This is a genomic window from Streptomyces sp. NPDC025833, from assembly GCF_055558055.1.
Genome location: NZ_JBVHNF010000007.1, coordinates 42,211 through 59,441, shown reverse-complemented (window position 1 = coordinate 59,441; position 17,231 = coordinate 42,211). Strand labels below are relative to the sequence as shown.

17 protein-coding genes and 1 pseudogene are annotated in these 17,231 nt (G+C 72.4%); 7 read left to right on the top strand and 11 right to left on the bottom strand.

Going from position 1 to position 17,231, the window contains the following annotated elements; all coding sequences use genetic code 11:
* Position 1: 1 nt before the first annotated feature.
* The 4 genes from ACZ4K2_RS13640 to hemL form a co-directional block, all read right to left on the bottom strand.
* Positions 2 to 592 carry a TlpA family protein disulfide reductase gene (locus ACZ4K2_RS13640; protein WP_467476711.1) on the bottom strand — a complete coding sequence of 197 codons (591 nt, stop codon included), beginning with the start codon at positions 590 to 592 and terminating at the stop codon, positions 2 to 4.
* 142 nt (positions 593 to 734) lie between these two features.
* Positions 735 to 2,027: a polysaccharide deacetylase family protein gene (locus ACZ4K2_RS13635; protein WP_467476709.1), complete on the bottom strand. Its 1,293-nt coding sequence runs from the start codon at positions 2,025 to 2,027 to the stop codon at positions 735 to 737.
* 194 nt (positions 2,028 to 2,221) lie between these two features.
* Entirely contained in the window at positions 2,222 to 2,917 is a 696-nt protein-coding gene (locus ACZ4K2_RS13630) for a histidine phosphatase family protein (protein ID WP_467476707.1), read from the bottom strand.
* Positions 2,914 to 4,233, bottom strand: a complete 1,320-nt coding sequence (hemL, locus tag ACZ4K2_RS13625) for a glutamate-1-semialdehyde 2,1-aminomutase (protein ID WP_467476705.1) — start codon at positions 4,231 to 4,233, stop codon at positions 2,914 to 2,916. The genes ACZ4K2_RS13630 and hemL overlap by 4 nt, the downstream gene beginning before the upstream one ends.
* Positions 4,234 to 4,748: 515 nt before the next feature.
* On the opposite strand from hemL, the gene ACZ4K2_RS13620 reads away from it, so the two are divergent.
* Positions 4,749 to 5,186: a hypothetical protein gene (locus ACZ4K2_RS13620; RefSeq protein ID WP_067057744.1), complete on the top strand. Its 438-nt coding sequence runs from the start codon at positions 4,749 to 4,751 to the stop codon at positions 5,184 to 5,186.
* A 117-nt stretch (positions 5,187 to 5,303) separates the two neighbouring features.
* Here the strand turns inward: ACZ4K2_RS13620 and ACZ4K2_RS13615 are convergent.
* The 3 genes and pseudogenes from ACZ4K2_RS13615 to ACZ4K2_RS13605 all read right to left on the bottom strand — a co-directional run bounded on the left by ACZ4K2_RS13615 (position 5,304) and on the right by ACZ4K2_RS13605 (position 7,790).
* Positions 5,304 to 6,032, bottom strand: a pseudogene (locus ACZ4K2_RS13615) (WbqC family protein).
* 28 nt (positions 6,033 to 6,060) lie between these two features.
* Positions 6,061 to 6,750, bottom strand: a complete 690-nt coding sequence (locus ACZ4K2_RS13610; RefSeq protein WP_467476703.1) for a YdcF family protein — start codon at positions 6,748 to 6,750, stop codon at positions 6,061 to 6,063.
* Positions 6,747 to 7,790 (bottom strand): helix-turn-helix domain-containing protein, encoded by a 1,044-nt coding sequence (locus ACZ4K2_RS13605; protein WP_467476701.1) that lies wholly within the window; start codon positions 7,788 to 7,790, stop codon positions 6,747 to 6,749. The genes ACZ4K2_RS13610 and ACZ4K2_RS13605 overlap by 4 nt, the downstream gene beginning before the upstream one ends.
* A gap of 406 nt (positions 7,791 to 8,196) precedes the next feature.
* Here ACZ4K2_RS13605 and ACZ4K2_RS13600 point away from each other — a divergent pair, with 406 nt between their 5' ends.
* The 3 genes from ACZ4K2_RS13600 to ACZ4K2_RS13590 all read left to right on the top strand — a co-directional run bounded on the left by ACZ4K2_RS13600 (position 8,197) and on the right by ACZ4K2_RS13590 (position 10,488).
* Positions 8,197 to 9,357, top strand: a complete 1,161-nt coding sequence (locus ACZ4K2_RS13600) for a radical SAM protein (RefSeq protein ID WP_467476699.1) — start codon at positions 8,197 to 8,199, stop codon at positions 9,355 to 9,357.
* Positions 9,354 to 9,566, top strand: coding sequence for a hypothetical protein (locus ACZ4K2_RS13595; RefSeq protein WP_467476697.1), 213 nt, complete (start codon positions 9,354 to 9,356; stop codon positions 9,564 to 9,566). Before ACZ4K2_RS13600 ends, ACZ4K2_RS13595 begins: the two co-directional genes overlap by 4 nt.
* 112 nt (positions 9,567 to 9,678) lie before the next feature.
* On the top strand, positions 9,679 to 10,488 hold the full coding sequence (locus tag ACZ4K2_RS13590; protein WP_467477014.1) for a phosphotransferase family protein: 810 nt from the start codon (positions 9,679 to 9,681) through the stop codon (positions 10,486 to 10,488).
* Between the two features lie 11 nt (positions 10,489 to 10,499).
* On the opposite strand, the gene ACZ4K2_RS13585 is transcribed toward ACZ4K2_RS13590, so the two are convergent.
* On the bottom strand, positions 10,500 to 11,159 hold the full coding sequence (locus ACZ4K2_RS13585) for an NAD(P)-dependent oxidoreductase (protein ID WP_467476695.1): 660 nt from the start codon (positions 11,157 to 11,159) through the stop codon (positions 10,500 to 10,502).
* Positions 11,156 to 12,127 (bottom strand): EamA family transporter, encoded by a 972-nt coding sequence (locus ACZ4K2_RS13580; protein WP_467476693.1) that lies wholly within the window; start codon positions 12,125 to 12,127, stop codon positions 11,156 to 11,158. Before ACZ4K2_RS13580 ends, ACZ4K2_RS13585 begins: the two co-directional genes overlap by 4 nt.
* A gap of 39 nt (positions 12,128 to 12,166) precedes the next feature.
* Between ACZ4K2_RS13580 and ACZ4K2_RS13575 the strand changes: the two genes are divergently transcribed.
* A complete protein-coding gene (locus tag ACZ4K2_RS13575) occupies positions 12,167 to 13,099 on the top strand; it encodes a LysR family transcriptional regulator (protein ID WP_467476690.1) in 933 nt (310 codons plus the stop codon).
* Positions 13,100 to 13,218: 119 nt separating this feature from the next.
* Here the strand turns inward: ACZ4K2_RS13575 and ACZ4K2_RS13570 are convergent, their stop codons facing one another.
* Positions 13,219 to 14,106 carry a helix-turn-helix transcriptional regulator gene (locus ACZ4K2_RS13570; RefSeq protein ID WP_467476687.1) on the bottom strand — a complete coding sequence of 296 codons (888 nt, stop codon included), beginning with the start codon at positions 14,104 to 14,106 and terminating at the stop codon, positions 13,219 to 13,221.
* 212 nt (positions 14,107 to 14,318) lie between these two features.
* Here ACZ4K2_RS13570 and ACZ4K2_RS13565 point away from each other — a divergent pair, with 212 nt between their 5' ends.
* Complete coding sequence (locus ACZ4K2_RS13565) at positions 14,319 to 15,731, top strand: MFS transporter (RefSeq protein WP_467476685.1); 1,413 nt, start codon at positions 14,319 to 14,321, stop codon at positions 15,729 to 15,731.
* A gap of 123 nt (positions 15,732 to 15,854) precedes the next feature.
* On the opposite strand, the gene ACZ4K2_RS13560 is transcribed toward ACZ4K2_RS13565, so the two are convergent.
* The gene (locus tag ACZ4K2_RS13560) at positions 15,855 to 16,685 is read right to left on the bottom strand and encodes a M55 family metallopeptidase (protein WP_467476684.1); all 831 of its coding nucleotides are present in this window, start codon (positions 16,683 to 16,685) and stop codon (positions 15,855 to 15,857) included.
* A gap of 89 nt (positions 16,686 to 16,774) precedes the next feature.
* On the opposite strand from ACZ4K2_RS13560, the gene ACZ4K2_RS13555 reads away from it, so the two are divergent.
* Positions 16,775 to 17,050, top strand: a complete 276-nt coding sequence (locus tag ACZ4K2_RS13555) for a hypothetical protein (protein ID WP_467476681.1) — start codon at positions 16,775 to 16,777, stop codon at positions 17,048 to 17,050.
* Positions 17,051 to 17,231 lie beyond the last annotated feature (181 nt).

Genomic DNA, 17,231 nt, shown 5'->3' with positions numbered 1-17,231 from the left:
GTCACTTCTCCGCGAGGACCGGCTTGATCATGTCCGTCAGGCCCGTGTCGTCCAGCGCTTCCAGGGCCCGGGCCGCGACCCGGCCCTTCCGGTCGATGACGAGCGTGGAGGGGACGAGCTGCGGATTGAGCGTGCCCTTCTTGAAGCGGAGCATCAGCTTGCCCGTGGGGTCGTACAGGCTCGGGTACTCGACGCCGTGTTCCTTCTCGAAGGCGACGGCGGGGGTGGTGCTGGAGTCCCGGGTATTGATGCCGACGAACTGCACGCCCTTGTCGCGGTACTGCCGGGAGACCTTGGCGAAGTACTGGGCCTCGCTCCGGCACGGCCCGCACCACGAGCCCCAGACGTTGATGACGACGACCTTGCCCCGGTAGTCGGCGACGTCGAGGGCCCGGCCGTCGATGGTCTTGCCGGACAGGTCCGGGGCGTCGGCCCGCTCGCCGGCCGGGACGGTGTCGATGCCGTTGCTCCCGGTGACGAAGTGGGTGTCGCCACCGCCACCGGAGATGCCGCCCTTTCCGCAGGCGGACAGCGTCAGGGCCGCGGCGGCGGTCGCGGCGGCGAGCAGGACGGCGCGGCTACGGGTACTCATGTGAAAAGTTTCGCATGCCTGTTCCGGGGCTCTCGCCCGCCCCCCTGCCGGGTGGAAAACCGCATTTCAGGGCGTATTTACACGGGACATTTCGGGCAACTGCCCCCGGCATCGGTCCCCGTGCCGCCCGGCGCCGGGGCGCTCAGGCCGCGTCCGGGGAGGCCGGTGCCGTGTCCCGCAGGAACTCCTTCCAGCCCCCGGCGGGCCGCTGGCCGACGCCCAGCGTGCGCAGCTTGGCGAGCACCTCGGGCTTCTGGACGTCCAGCCAGTCCGCGAACTGGCGGAACGAGACCAGCCGCACGTCGGCGCCCTTCTCCTTCTCGCGCGCGATGTGCTTGAAGGCCTCTTCGACGGAGTCCATGTAGATGCCGCCGTTCCACTGCTCGAAGTGGTTGCCGACGAAGAAGGGCGCCCGGTTCGTCTCGTAGGCCCGCCGGAACCCCTGGATGTACGCCTGCGCGGACTGCTTGCGCCAGCCCGGGTAGTTGTACGCGGGCGCGTTGGTCGAGTTGACCGACTGGTTGGCGAGCATGTTGTAGTCCATGGACAGGACCTCGAACGAATGTCCGGGGAAAGGTATCTGCTGAAGGGGCAGGTCCCATATCCCCTTGCGCTTGTCCGGCCACACCTGACGGCCGCCCGGCGAGGAGGCGTCGTAGCGCCATCCCAGCTCGCGCGCCGTGGGCAGCAGGTTGTCCTGGCCGAGCAGGCACGGCGTACGGCCGCCGACCAGCTCCTTGTCGTAGTCGAACGGCAGGGACGGCAGGTCGCTCCAGCCGCTGTTGGTCCGCCACTCCTTCACGAACGCCTTGGCCTGCCGGATCTCGTCCCCCCACTGCCGCGGGGTCCAGTTGCCGACCGTGCCGGAGCCGGCGCAGAAGTGCCCGTTGAAGTGGGTGCCGATCTCGTGGCCCTCCAGCCAGGCCCGGCGCACGTTCTCCAGCGTGGCCTTGATGTGCTCGTCGGTGAGGTAGCCGATGTCGGAGGCGCCGCGGGGGTTGTTCGGGGGCTCGTACAGCCGCTTCTTCGACTCGGGCAGCAGGTACAGCCCCGAGAGGAAGAAGGTCATGCTCCCGCCGTGCTCCTTGGCCAGGTCCAGGAAGCGCGGGAAGAGGCCGTTGCCGACCTCGCCGGCGCCGTCCCAGGAGAAGACGACGAACTGCGGCGGGGTCTGCCCCGGCTCCAGCGGCTCCGGCCTGGCCGGCTGGTGCGGCTGCCCGCCGGTGAAGGAGGTGGAGCCGTCACCGATGGGCCGCGCCGGGCGCGCACCGCTCCCGGTCCCCCGGCCCGCACCGTCCCGGCCGGAACCGTACCCGTGGCCCTCGCCGTCCGAGGACGTGTGGGTCCCGCACCCCACGAGCGAGGCGGCCGCCGCCGCGCCCGCGCCGAGGCCGAGTGCCCCCCTCCGGGAGAGGGTCCGGGAGTAGGTGCGCATGGAAATCCCCGATCTTCGCTGCCTGCTGGTCACCCAGTCAGAGGGAGTGATGATCGGGGAGGTTCCGTCAACTTGTGTGCTTTTCGTAACGAACGCCGCGAAGGTACGCCAAGCCACCTTAAACGGACTGTCCGTGACGGCCGGTCAGCGTCGCCGGTGACGGCCGGTCAGGCCGGTCAGGCCGGTCAGGCCGGTCAGGCCCCGAAGGCCTTGCCCTGGGCCGTGCCCCCGCCCTTCTGCGGCCTGGCGCCGGCCCGCAGGTGGGCCGGGACCAGATCGATGGCGGGCTCGCTGTAGCCCACGGAGACGATCTTGTCACCCCGGTAGGTGAACGTCGTCAGGGAGGCGAGGGTGCACTGCCGCTTGCGCGGGTCGTGCCACAGCCGGCGCCGCTCGACGTACGACCGCACGATCCAGACCGGGAGCTGGTGGCTGACCAGCACCGCCTCGTGCCCGCGCGCCTGGTCCTTCGCCGCGTTCAGCGCGCCCATCATCCGCACGACCTGGTCCACGTACGGCTCGCCCCAGGACGGCCGGAACGGGTTGACCAGGTGCTTCCAGTTGTCCGGCTTGCGCAGCGCGCCGTCCCCGACGCCGAAGGTCTTGCCCTGGAAGACGTTGCCGGCCTCGATCAGCCGCTCGTCCGTGGCGAGGTCGAGCCCGTGCGCCTTGGCGATCGGCGTGGCCGTCTCCTGCGCCCGCTCCAGCGGGGAGGCGCAGACGTACGTCACGTCCCGCGGGGCGAGGTGCTCGGCGACCCGCTCGGCCATCTGCCGGCCCAGCTCGGACAGGTGGTAGCCGGGCAGCCTGCCGTACAGGATGCCGTCCGGGTTCTCCACCTCGCCGTGCCGCATGAGGTGGACGACGGTGATGTCCTTGGTGCCGCTCATCGCGCAGTGGCCTCCGCAGCCGCCCGGGCCGCCGCCGGAAGGGCGTCGGCGATCTTCTGGATGGCCCGCTCGTCGTGGGCCGTGGAAACGAACCAGGACTCGAAGGACGACGGCGGCAGGTAGACGCCGTTCGCCAGCAGCGAGTGGAAGAACGCGGTGAAGCGGTACGACTCCTGCCGCTTGGCGTCCTCGTACGTGCGCACCCGCCGGTCCGTGAAGAACACGGAGAACATGTTGGAGGCGGTCTGCACCCGGTGCGCGACGCCCTCCTTGGACAGCGCCTCGCTCACCAGCGTCCGGATCTGCTCGGAGACCGCGTCGACCCTGGCGTACGCGGCGTCGTCGAGCAGCCGGAGCTGGGCGAGGCCGGCGGCGGTGGCGACCGGGTTCCCGGAGAGGGTGCCGGCCTGGTACACCGGCCCGGCGGGGGCGAGGTGGGCCATGACGTCGGCGCGCCCGCCGAAGGCGGCGGCGGGGAAGCCGCCGCCCATGACCTTGCCGAAGGTCATGAGGTCGGGCCTGACGCCCTCGACGCCGTACCAGCCGGCGCGGCTGGTGCGGAAGCCGGTCATGACCTCGTCCGAGATGAAGAGCGCGCCGTTCTTGCCGCACGCGTCCTTCAGCCCCTGGTTGAACCCGGGGTCCGGCGGCACGACGCCCATGTTGCCGGGCGACGCCTCGGTGATCACGCACGCGATCTCACCGGGGTGCCGGTGGAAGGCCTCCTGCACGGCCTCCAGGTCGTTGTACGGCAGCACGATCGTGTCGCCCGCCTGGGCCCCGGTGACCCCCGGGGTGTCCGGCAGGGCGAACGTGGCGACGCCGGACCCGGCCGCGGCGAGCAGCGAGTCGACGTGCCCGTGGTAGCACCCGGCGAACTTGATCACCTTCGACCGCCGGGTGAACCCGCGGGCGAGCCGGATGGCGGACATGGTCGCCTCGGTGCCGCTGCTGACCAGGCGGACCTGCTCCACCGGCTCGACCCGGGCGACGATCTCCTCGGCGAGCTCCACCTCGCCCGCACCGGGCGTGCCGAAGGACGTGCCGCGGGAGACGGCGTCCTGGACGGCGGCGATGACCTCGGGGTGGGAGTGCCCGAGGATCATCGGGCCCCAGGAGCAGACCAGGTCGACGTACTCGCGCCCGTCGGCGTCGGTGAGGTAGGCCCCCTTGCCCGACACCATGAACCGGGGCGTACCGCCGACGGCGCGGAAGGCGCGCACCGGCGAGTTCACCCCGCCCGGCGTGACGACGGAGGCGCGGTCGAACAGCGCCTGTGAGGCGGGCGCGTCGTAGGGATAGGGCGTTTCGCTCATGGCACTCATGACGTGCGGCTTCTCCGGCTTCTCGGACTCCGGTTGCGGGGTGACCTCCTCAGGGTAGGCCGCGGCCGGCCCGGACCGCGGACGACCTCAAGATCAAATGCCCCGGTACGCGGCGGGGATCTGCGAGACTGAGAGCTGACACACAGACCCCGTACGCGCGTGATCGACAGGTCCGGGTGACCGGACCGGAAGATCCCTCGTGGACTGTTGTTCCACCGCACGTTTCGGCGGGCGGGCGTGGGGGAGGTCACTGACACGATGATCGGGTTGCGCGGCGGGGGCCACGCCTCCCAGAAAAGCAGTCGGGTGGAGATATGCATCGCGGTGGCGGACTGGGCGAGGGGACTGGCGACCTGGGTCCTCGACGTGCCCGGCGGGGAAGGCACCGACGCGACGCGGAGGAAACGACCGAAGCACGCCAGAAGGACACGCATCAGGCTGACGCACGCGAGGCACCGGGGCTGCGCGCCGACCGCCTCCGCGCGAGGAGTGGGAACGGTGGTCGGGTGGGGGTGACGTACAAGTACTTCGGCGCACCGGACGGCGCGACCGCGGCGCGCGTCCCCATCTCGATGCGTCCCGAGGAACTCGGCGGCGACGAGCTGGGCATGAACGGCATGTTCACCAAGATCAAGCCGGAGACGATGGCCGCGATGGTGCTGACCGGCATCGAGGGCGTCCCCCTGCACAAGGTGCCGCCCCTCGAACTGGTCGTCCTGCACCCCGACTACGCGGTCGTCAGACTCCCCATGACGGTGGTCGACCCGCTGCGCGGCATCGGCGAGGAGGCGGTGGGCGCCGCGGCGTTCATCTGGTCGACGGTCCCGGACCGCGGCGGCCCGCGGGACGCGTTCAACGTCTACCAGCTCCTCCACGAATGGCAGGACTTCAGCCACCGCCTGCACGAGGCGGGCCACCAGCCTTACTGCCTGGTGTGGCCCTGAGCCGGGACTCCGACGAGTCCCGGGTTCCCGGTGTCCGCTCCCCCGCGAAGGCGTCGCCGATCACCTCGCGGATCGAGGTGAACTTCCACACCGTTCCACGCCTCGTGCGGTAGCGGATCACTCACGCCCGGACGTCGAAGGAGCGCGCTCCTCGTCGGGAGTCAGCCGGTCGGCCAACGCCGCGGGTCCGATCTTGCTCAGGGCCCAGAGGCTGCTGATCCGCCGGCTCCACTGCCAGAGTGGGTCATGCGTATCCACGGCGGTGTGGAAAGGCAGCACGGGGATGCCGTGGGCATCGAAGGGACCCACGTCGAGGTAGCGCAAGCCACCGGAGCCGCACAGATAGTGGGTGCTGCCGACGGCCGCGGCGAGGTCGGCAAGGCGCTCGGACCGGCTTTGGCGGGTCGGGATCTCGCTGCTGTCCAGCACTTCCCCCGACCAGCCAAGGGCCGCGAGCAGAGCCACCGTTGATGTCTTCGCGACGCCTGCCACGCATTCCACGGTGCCGAGTGTCTCCAGGACCGCGTCCAGGACGTCCCGCACGGCACACCAGTGGCGGCTGCGGCCTTAGTACTGGCGCACGAGTAGTTCGACCGTCTTGCGCAAGCGGCGGGGATCGACGAGCCGCGCCTGGCTGATCAGTGTGGGGCGCCCATGCGGAAGGTGCGTCGGGAGCGTGAGCCACTGCTGCCGCCCGGGATCGTCCAAGGCGGCCATCCGGGCACGGTGCTGGAAATCGCGCCGGGCGAACTGCACGTCGGCCAGGACGATCCACCGGTCGGCGGCGAAGAGCTTCGCCAGCGTGGACAGCCGAGGGAACAGGTTCGGCTGGTGGATCGCGCACACTCTGCCCGGCGAGCCGGCACGAGGTGGCTCAGGTGCTGATGAGGCGGCTGTCGAAGCCGGCGCCCATGAGGCGCTCGTAAGCGTCATACACATCCCCCGGTACGTGCTGCTCGACGGCGAAGCCGAGCTTCGGGTATTCGATCACCCGTTGCAGGTCGCCGACGAGCATGTCGACGACGAGCTTCTCGTCGCCGATGGACTTGATGTAGTCGTCCAGATCCAGCGGCTCGGAGGCACAGACGACCTCTGCCTCGGGCCACAGCTTGCGGCAGGTCGCGTACGAGCGCCGCTCCATGTACGGCTTGGAGATCAGCAGTAGCGACTCCACCGCGACGCCGGCCACGGCCAGCAGCTCGCGGGAGAAGGTGATGTTCTGGCCAGTGTTGGCGGCCTTCGACTCCACCAGGATCGCTTCGTCCGGCACGCCCAGGCTCAGGGCATGCTCGCGGTAGTGGACGGCCTCGCCGCGCGGGAAGCGGGCGCGGGTGGTGGGGCTGTTGCCGCCGCTGAAGACCACGACCGGGAAGAGGCCGGCACGGTAGAGGTCGGTGGCTGCGGCAGCCACGCCCAGGTCGTGGCTGCCGAGGCCGATCGCAGCCGAGCAGGGCCGCCGATCGTGGCCCATCTGGTGGTAGTTCCAGATCATCGTCGCGTCGTGGAACTGCTCGTCGGTGATCTGGCGCTGCTCGTCCTGCGGCACTGGCACTCCCTGGCTCATCCCTGCCGGCCTCTTCGGATGCCCTCGATGCTGCGCATCTGGTGACTCAGCCCATGCTGCCGGGCCACCTGTGCCGCCTGGCCGAGGACGGACAACCCATCATTCCGGGTCGCCGTGTCCGACAGAAGGATGTGCCCGTAGGCAGTGTCCAGCCTCACCCGCTGCATCGGGGAGTCGACCGTGCCGGTGGTGCGCGCGATGTCGATGTGGTGCAGGGCCTGCTTGAGGTCGCCCGCGCCGCGATGGGCCAGGGCCAGCTTCTGGTGCGCGACCGACCAGTCCTCCGGCTCGCCCAGGTCCTCGAACGCACGAGTGGCAGCCGTCATCACGTTGGCGGCGTACTCGTTGTCGCCCTCCTTGCTCAGAGCCGTACCCACCCAGAGGCGGGCCCTGGCTCGGTCCCGGAGGCTCAAGCGCTCATCCCTGGCGAGGACGTCGTACTGACGCGCGGACGCTTCCAGCTCGCCGGACATCTCCTGGACAACGGCCAGAGAGAGCTCGACCTGGGCGACTCGGCGCGGGATGGCGAGCTCGGTGAACAGGCCACGCGCGGTCAGGTAGGAATGCCGCGCGGAGAGCGGACCGAGGATCACGCCCTGGTCACGTTGGAGGTCGCCGAGAAGCACCAGGGAACGGCCGTAGAGATAAAGGCCCTTGTCGTCCAGGTCATGCGGATCGTGTCGAGTCAGCCAGCGGTGCAACAGTGAGGTGGCGAAGGGGAAGTTCTGGCGGCTGACACACACCACGGCCCGCTCGATGTCCTCGCTCCAGGTTTCGTACTCCGCCGGCCGCACGCTCTTCCTGTCGGGCGACATCAGCGCCTCGAACCTGGCCTGAGCAGCGGAGTCCGCGCGGGCCAGTGCCGTGTCGAGAATGGCCTGGGTATCCGGGCGGGGCCGGGTTGCGGTCCCGAGGCTCTCCCACTTGGCGACCGTGCGCAGCGCGACACCGAGGTGCTCGGCGAAGCCGCGCGCGCTCATCCGCAGCGCGGTGCGCAGCGCCCTCGCCTCCCGGCCGGTCCATTGCTGCACGCTGTTCACGGACGACCTCCCTCCGTCACGTATGGAAACACTGTCGGTGCCGATGCGGGGCGGGAAGTGCAACGGAAGTGCAACAGCAGGTCATTTCGAGGCCGTTCACGAAGGCCGACGCTATGGGCATGGACGACGACCTCATCACCGAACGCCGCTCCGTCGCCTGCCACAGGGCTTCGACTTCCTGGCCGTGGCCCGCTTGCGGGCCACCGGCACGGCAGGAAGTCGGAGCGACCTGCCGGTCCGACACCTCACTGACCGTGCTCGTGTCCGCCTCGTGTGCGTGACCGGCGGGGTCGCCTCGACCGCACCGATCACGCCCTGCCCCGCGATTCGCGAAGGGGTCCCCCGGTCCGGTCGGCGGCCGCCACCAGGCCCGACCGACTTCTCGCATATGACCCGTGGAGGTTCCATGATCGACACGAACGCCGGCACCCGGAATCCACGGGCCAGAACAGCTCCGCGGCTCGTGGCCAGTCCGTTTCTCGCCCAGTATCTCCTCGTCCAGCCCGGCCGGGCGGCCGGCGTGCGTATCCCGGAAGCCCGCTACGAAGAGCTGCGGGCAGCGGGAGTGGAGAGCCGATCCGTTCCGGACTGGCTGGCTGAGGCGGCGAGGGAAGCGTGGGGGACCAAGTTGCCCGCGTCACCGGTCGGCGACGTCGTCCTCGTCCGTGAGCGATCCGGGTACGGGTACGGCAAGGCGTCATGGGAGATCAACCTCGGCTGTGACTACGACTGCGAGTTCTGCTACCTCGGGGAGAAGCGGTTCGAGGGCCTGGACTGGGCTGGTAAGCAGGTACTGCTGCAGACACTGAGGGACGCCGGTGTCCTGTGGTTGCAGATCACCGGCGGTGAGGCGCTGATCGACCGCGAGTTCGGCGCAGCGTACGAGTACGCCCACCAGCTCGGGATGATGGTCCAGGTCTCGTCCAACGGCTCCTCGCTGCGCAAGCAGCCGATCCGGGACCTGTTCGCCCGCCACCGGCCATACCGGCTGACCCTGAGCGTCTACGGCGCCACCGCCGAGACGTACGACAAGGTGACACGGAACCGCGGGGCGTTCGGCCGGTTCCTGATGGGCCTGGACGCCGCCCGCGAGGACAGGCTGCCGGTCCGCCTGAACGTGATCGTCTCGGACGGCAATGTGCACGAGACGGACGCGATGGTGGGCCTCGCGAGGTCGTACGGCTTCCCGCACCAGGTCTTCACGAACATGTCGCCCACGATCGATGGCGCGGGGAACCCGTTGGCGACACAGGCACTGGGCCATCTCAAAGCACGCAGCGTCTTCACCGGCTGCAACGCCGGCCACACGTTCTTCCACGTCAACCCGCACGGCATCGCGTCTGTCTGCAAGGTCGGCCGGGACCCGAGCGTGAACCTCATCGCCGAGGGCGTCGAAGCCCTCCCCCGGCTCGGCGCGATCGCCGAGTCCCTACAGCTCCGCACCGGTGGATGCTCCGGCTGCACGAAGGTCGGCACGTGTCGCACGTGCCGACCGCTGGCCAGGCTTTACCAGGAGGCGGGGGACCGACGAGAGCTCTACTGCCAGCATGGAGGTTACGGATCATGACTCCGCCCACCGCAATCCTGAACCCGCCCCGCGAACCGGTCATGCTCACCATCGCCCGGCGCCCGGCGGACACCCCGACCAGCGCCCTGCCGGTGCCGCTGATCGCCGCGTCGATCAAGGACGACGAGTTCCAGATCATCGCCGACCTGGATGAGGCCGCCGAGGGGGCCGAGTGCAGTTGCTCGGCCGGTGACGACCAGCCGTACTAGATCCGCCACGGGTGGCGCCCGCACCGCCCGCGCCCTCAGTGCCGTCCCGGCCGTACCCTGGCCGGGGCGGCATTTCCTTTACCCGAGCACTCCTGAGGATCCGCGCGTGTCCATGTCCCGCATCCCCTTCGAGCGGCTTCCCACCGGCATCCGCCGGGCCATCGCCGACAAAACCGGCGCCGTCCACCAGGCGGTGACTGTGCAGGGCGGCATGAACTCCGGCATCGCCTCCGTCCTGGAGACCGAAAGCGGCAGGGTCTTCGTGAAGGGCATCCCGGTCGGCCACCCCCAGGTCGGTGCACAGCGCCGCGAGGCGGAGATCGCCCCGCATCTTCCTGCGGCCTGCCCACGCCTGTACTGGCACCTGGAGTCCGGCGGCTGGAGTCTGCTCGGCTACGAGGTGATCGACGGCCGCCACGCCGACTACACGCCCGGCTCGCCCGACCTGCCGCTCGTGGAAACCGCACTCGTCGAACTGCAGGGCGTCACCGCACCCGCGGACGTCGAGATCAAGGACGCCGTCGACCGGTGGGCGGACTACGCGCCGCCGGGTTCGCTGCACTACTTCGAGGGCGGCACTCTCCTGCACACCGACTTCGCCCCCGACAACGTCCTGATCACCGGTGCCCGCGCACGTATCATCGACTGGGCCTGGCCGACGCGAGGAGCGGCCTGGATCGATCCCGGCGCGCTTGCCCTCCGGCTCATGGACGCCGGCCATTCCGTGAAGGAGGCCCTCGCCTTCGCACGTCGGTTCCCGTCCTGGCGGGACGCAAAGGCCGAGGCACTCGCGGCGTTCGGCTCAGCCACGGCGGCACTGTGGCGGGAGATCGCCGAAGCGGACCCGACGCCCTGGAAGTCGGGGATGGCGAAGCATGCGGCGGCGCTCGCTTCATCCGTGGCCGTAAGCCGCAGACGCTAGGTCGGTCCGGGTCAGGGTGTGTCGGTGTGGACCACCGTGATGTGGTGGTCGGGGCCCGGGTTCTCCAGTTCGTCCAGGGCGGCCACGGCCAGGTCCGGCACGCTGATCCACGACCGGCCGGCGGCCGTGGTGAGCAGGGTGTCGGTGCCGCGCCGGTAGCGGGCGGTGCGCGGGCCGGGTTCGAGCAGCGCCGGGGGGCTCAGGTAGACCCAGTCGGTGTGGGGATGCGCCTGGCAGAGCCGGAGTTGGGCCACGCCCGCCGCGGCGACCGGGCGCCACCGCGGTGGTACGTGGGCGGGGTCGTCGGCCACCAGGAGCCCGTCGGTGCCGGGACTGCGCAGGGCACCGGCGCCGCCCACCACCAGGACGCGGCTGCCGAGGTGCGCCGCGGTGTCCAGGACGGTGCGGGTGGTGCCGAGCAGGAACTCCTCGTCCACGGGGTGGGTGCGCACGGCCAGTACGACCGCCTGCGGCGCGGTGGCCGACAACGCCTCGCGGACGGCCCCGGGGTCGTGCGCGTCCACGGAGACCGGGACCACGCGCGGGCTCTCGCCGGCCGGCCTGCGGGACAGGGCCAGGACCCGGTGCCCACGCGCCGCGGCCTCCTCGACGACCCGGCCGCCCACCGTTCCGGTGGCGCCGAGTACCGCGATCGTCATGCCGTTCGTCATCGTGCCGACTCCTTCGCCGTGGTCTTCGGTGTGCTGGACGGGGCCCCGGGCGGGGCGGTCGGGGTTCTCGGCGGGCCGGGCTGGGCCGCCAGCATCGCCGCCAGGGCGAGGACGAAGCCGAGCGTCTGGAACAGGCTCAGGGATTCGCCCGTGGCCGTGCCGATGACCGTGGCGACCAGCGGGGACAGCAGGACGAGGGGAGCCGAGGCGCCGACCGGGAGGGCCGCGATGCCACGGAACCAGAGCGTGTACGCGATCAGACCGCCCATGCTCCCGAGCCACAGGTAGCCGCCGACCGCACCGGCGTCGACGCGGGGCGGCAGCCCTTCGGCCACCAGGGTCGTCGGCAGCAGGAGCAGTCCGCCCGCGGTGAGCTGCCAGGCGGCCAGGGTGAGCGGGCCCGCGCCCGCCGGCCGGCCCCAGCGCTTGGTGAGGACGACGCCGACGGCCATGGCCGCCGTACCGCCGAGGCCGGCGCAGATGCCGACGGCGTCCAGGCGGGCCTGCGGGCCGAGGACGACGAGTGCGACACCGGCCACGCCGAGCACGCCCCAGGTCCAGCGCCGGGCGGAGGGCCGGTCGTAAAGCACCGGGATGGCCAGGGCGGCGACCAGCAGGGGCTGGGTGGCGCCCAGGGTGGCCGCGACACCGCCGGGGAGGCGTTCGGCGGCCAGGAAGAGGAGGGGGAACAGGGCGCCGATGTTGAGTGCGCCGAGGACCGCCGTCTTCCACCACCAGTCCCCGCGCGGAAGCACCCGGGTGAGGGCCAGGCCGAGCAGTCCGGCGGGCAGCGCGCGCGTGAGGCCGGCGAACAGCGGGTGGCCGGGGGGCAGCAGGTCGGTGGTGACGATGTAGGTCGTGCCCCAGGCGGCGGGGGCGAGCGCGGTCAGGGCGACGGTGGCGGCCCGGCGCGCGGAGGGCGCGCGCGGTGGGTCCGGTGGCCGGCCGGCCGGGGTGGTGGAGGACATGCCGGGAAGTCTGGAGCGGCCCGGCGATGAAACCAAAGCATGGTTGCCATGGCAGCGATGAACGGCAAGCATGGTGCCGTGGATCTCCAGCAATTGCGGTACGTCGTCGCCGTCGCCGAGGCCCGCAACTTCACGCGGGCCGCCGAGCGCTGCGGTGTGGTGCAGTCCTCCCTCAGTCACCGGATCGCCGCCCTGGAACGGGAGTTGGGGGTACGGCTGTTCGCGCGGTCCAGCCGGCGCGTCGAACCGACCGGCGCCGGGACGGCGTTCGTGGCGAGCGCGCGGGAGTGCCTGGCCGCGGCGGACCGGGCGGTGGCGGACGCCTCGGCGGCGGCCGGCGTGGTCCGCGGCCGGCTCGCCGTCGGCGTGATCGTGACCTCCGCCGCCGTGGACGTACCGGAGCTGCTCCAGCGCTACCGCGCCCGGTACCCGGAGGTGCGGGTGCGGCTGCGGTCCGGGCGCAGCGACGATCTGGCGGCGGCGGTCCGGGACGGCGAACTGGACATCGCCTTCCTCGGGCTGCCGGAGGGCGAGCGGCCCTCGGGGGTGGAGAGCGTGGTCCTCGACGACGACGAGCACGTGCTGGCGGTGGCGGCCGGGCACCGGCTGGCCGGGGCGCCCCGGGTGACGCTGCGGGAGATCACCGGCGAGACGTTCGTGGACTTCGTGGCGGGAACGCCCGGCCGGGCCCAGTCGGACCGGGCGTTCGCCGCGGCGGGCCTGGCCCGCGACGTCGCGTACGAGGCCGGTGTGGCCGAGCTGATCATCCGGCTGATCGCGCGCGGCCTCGGGGTCGCGCTGCTGCCCTCGGCGTTCATCCGGCCGCTGGCCGCCGCGGACCCCGGGCTGGCGCTGGTCCCGGTGACCGACGGCCCGCGGCGCACCGAGTATCTGGTCTGGAGCCGTTTCAACCCCGGCCAGGCCACCCGCGCCATGCTGGACGTCCTCGGGGTACGGCCGCCGAACGCCTGAGCCCCGGACGGGCGTTCGGCCCGATGTTCGGACCGGGCTCGGCGTCCGTTCCCACCGGACCGGCGGGCCGACACCCCGGCCCGGAAGGGAAGTCAGCGGCCCGGTGGCGGGCGGGGCCGTCAGGGGGCGTCGAGGGGCGTGGGCAGGCTAGGTCCGGTGGGGGCCGCCGTGGCGGACAGCAGGCGCAGGGCCGCGTCGGACGGGGTGCCGGGTTCGGCCGTGTAGGCGATGAGCCGCTGGCCCGCGGAGCCCGGCAGGCTGAGGTTCTCGAAGCTCAGCTCCAGGGTGCCCACGGCCGGGTGGCGCAGCGACTTGCGTCCCGAGGCGCAGGTGCGGACCGGGTGGCGGGCCCACAGCGCGGTGAACTCGTCGCTCTGGATGGACAGCCGGCCGATCAGCTCGGCCAGCGCGCGGTCGTCGGAGTGCCGGCCGGCCACCAGGCGCAGGGAGGCGACCGCGAGGTGCGCCTCCTCGGCCCAGTCGGTGTACCGCTCCCGGTACCGCTCGTCCAGGAACAGCATCCGGACCAAGTTCGGCCGGTCCGCCGGGGTCCGCGGCGCCTGAGCGGGCAGGTGGCCGGCGAGCAGGGCGTGGCCGAGCGGGTTCCAGGCCAGGACGTCGTTCCGCCGGTCCAGGACGAGCGCGGGTACGTCCGTCATGGCCGCCAGCAACTGCCGGACCGAGGCGGTCGCGTGCTCGGCGCGGGACGCGGCCGGGCGGCGCCTGACGGCGGGGCGGGCCAGGTCCTTGAGGTGGGCGGTCTCGTCCCCGGTGAGCCCGAGGGTGCGGGCGATCGCGTCCAGCACGGAGTCGGAGACCCCGGCCGCGCGGCCCTGTTCGAGGCGGGTGTAGTGGGTGATGCTGACGCCGGCGAGCGAGGCCAGCTCCTCGCGGCGCAGCCCGGCCACCCGGCGCCGTTCCGGCGCGTTCGTGAGGCCGACGTCCTGCGGCCGTACGGCGGCGCGGCGGGACTTGAGGAAATCTCCCAGCTCGGACGGGGCGTCCACGGGTGCCTCCGGGGGGCGTCGGGGCGGTCGCCGTCCATCCTGCCCCGCGGACCGTGCCGCCCGGGAGTCCCGAGGGTGGTCCTGCGATGACCACCCTCGCGCCGACCGGTCACCGGGGGGTGCTGGCCGGCGCGGCGGAACCGGACGAGTGTCGTTCCCGGCGACTTCGCCTCCCCACCTCCGTCACCCCCTCCAGAAGGGACCACCTCGCCATGTCCGTCACGACGACCCGGCCGGCCGGTGCACCCGCCGTCCTGACCCCCCGGCTCCGGCTGGTGCTGGTGCTGCTGCTCGCGGCCCAGTTCATGCTGGCCGTGGACTTCTCCATCCTGAACGTCGCCCTGCCGGTGATCGGCGCCGGTCTGGGCTTCCCGCTCGGCGGCCTCCAGTGGATCGGCACGGCGTTCGCCCTGTGCGCGGCCGGGTTCACCCTGCTGTTCGGGCGGGTCGCCGATCTCTTCGGCCGCCGCCGGGTGTTCCTCGGCGGCCTCGTCGTCCTCGCCGCGGCCTCGCTGGCGGGCGGCCTGGCGCAGAGCCCCGACGTGCTCATCGTGGCCCGGGTGTTCCAGGGGCTGGCCACCGCCGCGGTGACCCCGGCCGGGCTCTCGCTGCTGACGACGTCCTTCCCGGAGGGGCCGCTGCGGGAGAAGGCGCTCGGCCTCAACGGGGCGCTGATGTCGGCCGGCTTCACCACGGGCGCGATCCTCGGCGGCCTGCTGACCGACCTGCTGTCCTGGCGCTGGGCGTTCTTCGTCAACGTCCCGGTGGCGCTCGCCGTGCTGCTGGTGGCGCCCGCGGTCGTCGCCGAGTCCCGGCCCGCCGAACGGCCGAGGCTGGACGTGCCGGGCGCCGTCACGGTCACGCTCGGGCTGCTGGCCGTCGTCCTGGGCCTGACCCGGGCCGGCGAGCTCGGCTGGGGCGCGCCGGGGAGCCTGCTGCCGCTGGCGGCCGGTGCGGTGCTGCTGCTCCTGTTCGCGGCCGTCGAGCGCCGGGTGTCCGCGCCGCTGGTGCCGCCGCACGTGCTGGGCAGGCGGTCGGTGGCGTGGGGCAACGTGGCCGGGCTGCTCGCGTTCCTCACCGAGACGTCGCTGGTGTTCCTGCTGACCCTCTACCTCCAGGAGGTGCTCGGCTTCTCCCCGCTGGCCGCCGGGCTGTCGTTCGGCGTGCTCGGCGCGGGGACCGTCGCCGGCGGAGCCCTCGCCCCGCGCTGGATCGGCCGGTTCGGCGCCACCCGGACGCTGCTGGCCGGCGGTCTGGTCCAGGCCCTGTTCACGGCGGCGCTGCTCGGGCTGGGTGCCGACCGCTCCTCGCTCTGGCTGCTGCTGGCCGCGACCTTCGCGGGCGGGGTGGGCAACATGCTGGTCATCGTCGGCTTCATGGTGACCGCCACCTCCGGGCTCGCCGACCACGAGCAGGGCCTGGCCACCGGTCTCGCGACGATGACCCAGCAGATCGGCATCACCATGGGCACCCCGGTGATGAGCGCCGTCGCCACCGCGGCCATGTCGGGCACGGGCGCCCTGGCCGTCCTCGGCGGGCTGAAGACCGCCATCGCGCTGAACGCGGCGCTCGTGCTCCTGGGCACTCTCGGCAGCGCGGTCTTCCTGCGGGAAAGGGCGCGGTGAGCCGCCGGTCAGTCCCGTCGCGACCGCGCCCACCGCTCGCACACGGCCGCGCCACTCCGTCCACGAACCCCCACCGGCGGGAACGGCTCCGGCAAGCGCAGGCGCGGCTTCGTCCGACCGCCGTCAGCAGTACGGCGCCTGGCCGGTGAGCGAGGCGGCCACCCGCATCCAGACCCCGAACTGCCGGTAGAGCGCGGGGAGCCGGCCGGTCGCGCGGATCGTGCGGCTGTCGTCGGCCGTCACCCCGGGCAGCCCGAGGAGGATGGTGGCGACCGAGGCGGACTGCCAGCGGACGGCCAGGGTGGCCTCGGCGGCGGAGCCCTCGGGGCGGCGCGGTGCGCGGCGCAGGGCCGACTCGACCCCGTCCTCGATGGCCCCGCGCGCCTGCGCCACCGGCCGCAGCTCGGCCGCGAACCGGCCGTGGGCGTACTTCACCGGGACGGTGGCGACCGACGCGTCCCACTCCGTCATCTCCGCGCACGCCGCGTCGTCACCCGTGAGGGCCACGACGGGCACGCCGAGGGCCGCCGCCGTCGCGTGGGCGAGCCCGATCTCACCGACCGGACGGCCGTCCAGCCACATGTCCTCGATCTCGTGGCCCATGAAGCTGTGGCTGAGCACGCCCGGCGCACCGGCCCGGGAGTGGTAGCCGACGCACAGGACCGCGTCGTACTCGCCGGTCAGACCCTCCAGCATGCCCATCCGCTTGGGGCTGCCGCGCACCAGGCGGACGGCCGGGTGCAGCGCCTCGGGCAGCAGGTTGCGCATCGGCCCGTGCGCGTCGTTGACGAGGACGTCCGCCGCGCCGGCCGCCAGCGCGCCCCGTACGGCGGCGTTCACGTCCTCGGCCATCATGGCGCGGCCCCGCTCGTAGTCCCGGCCGCCCGGCTGGACGTCCGCCGCGTCCACGAGCCCGGTGACACCTTCCATGTCCACGCTCAGGTAGATCCGCACGGCGTCGACCCTAGCCGACCCTACGTATTGTAGGTTCCCAACCGCCAGCCCCGACCGGGCTGTTGTCACGCCTGTTCGACGGGGGAATCATGCAGGACACCACCGAAGCGGCGCCCGGCGCCGAGATCTGCGCGCGCGGTCTCGCGCCGACGCTGGCCGTACTGGTCGTCAGCCTCGCCGTCGCCGCCGTCGGCGTGTACGAGCTGTGCGGCTTCGGCCTGCACAGCCTGGACCGGCGGCCGCACCTGTTCAGCGACGGTCTCGCGACCGGCGGGGTGATCGTCGCCACGGTGGCCGCGGGCGCGGCGCTCGGCGACCTGGCCTGGCTGCTGGCCGCGGCGCGGCGGCGCGACGCGGGCGGCTGAGGCAGGCGGGAGGGCGGCTGAGGCGGGCGGGCGGGCGGACCGGGTCCCCCGACGCCCCACGCCCCACCCCACGGCTCCCCGCGGGCCGGCGGGCACCCGGAGACCCAGGGGGGCCGTGCCCCGGCTGTGCGGCTCCCGTACACCCGCGCGTCGGCACCGGTACCCCTACAGGCTGTAGGGT

Excerpts from the sequence above, each read along its gene's own strand:
- ACZ4K2_RS13640 (WP_467476711.1), bottom strand. The coding sequence starts at position 592 with ATGAGTACCCGTAGCCGCGCCGTCCTGCTCGCCGCCGCGACCGCCGCC.
- ACZ4K2_RS13635 (WP_467476709.1), bottom strand. The coding sequence starts at position 2,027 with ATGCGCACCTACTCCCGGACCCTCTCCCGGAGGGGGGCACTCGGCCTC.
- ACZ4K2_RS13630 (WP_467476707.1), bottom strand. The coding sequence starts at position 2,917 with ATGAGCGGCACCAAGGACATCACCGTCGTCCACCTCATGCGGCACGGC.
- hemL (WP_467476705.1), bottom strand. The coding sequence starts at position 4,233 with ATGAGCGAAACGCCCTATCCCTACGACGCGCCCGCCTCACAGGCGCTG.
- ACZ4K2_RS13610 (WP_467476703.1), bottom strand. The coding sequence starts at position 6,750 with ATGAGCCAGGGAGTGCCAGTGCCGCAGGACGAGCAGCGCCAGATCACC.
- ACZ4K2_RS13600 (WP_467476699.1), top strand. The coding sequence starts at position 8,197 with ATGATCGACACGAACGCCGGCACCCGGAATCCACGGGCCAGAACAGCT.
- ACZ4K2_RS13595 (WP_467476697.1), top strand. The coding sequence starts at position 9,354 with ATGACTCCGCCCACCGCAATCCTGAACCCGCCCCGCGAACCGGTCATG.
- ACZ4K2_RS13590 (WP_467477014.1), top strand. The coding sequence starts at position 9,679 with ATGTCCCGCATCCCCTTCGAGCGGCTTCCCACCGGCATCCGCCGGGCC.
- ACZ4K2_RS13585 (WP_467476695.1), bottom strand. The coding sequence starts at position 11,159 with ATGACGAACGGCATGACGATCGCGGTACTCGGCGCCACCGGAACGGTG.
- ACZ4K2_RS13580 (WP_467476693.1), bottom strand. The coding sequence starts at position 12,127 with ATGTCCTCCACCACCCCGGCCGGCCGGCCACCGGACCCACCGCGCGCG.
- ACZ4K2_RS13575 (WP_467476690.1), top strand. The coding sequence starts at position 12,167 with ATGGTTGCCATGGCAGCGATGAACGGCAAGCATGGTGCCGTGGATCTC.
- ACZ4K2_RS13565 (WP_467476685.1), top strand. The coding sequence starts at position 14,319 with ATGTCCGTCACGACGACCCGGCCGGCCGGTGCACCCGCCGTCCTGACC.
- ACZ4K2_RS13555 (WP_467476681.1), top strand. The coding sequence starts at position 16,775 with ATGCAGGACACCACCGAAGCGGCGCCCGGCGCCGAGATCTGCGCGCGC.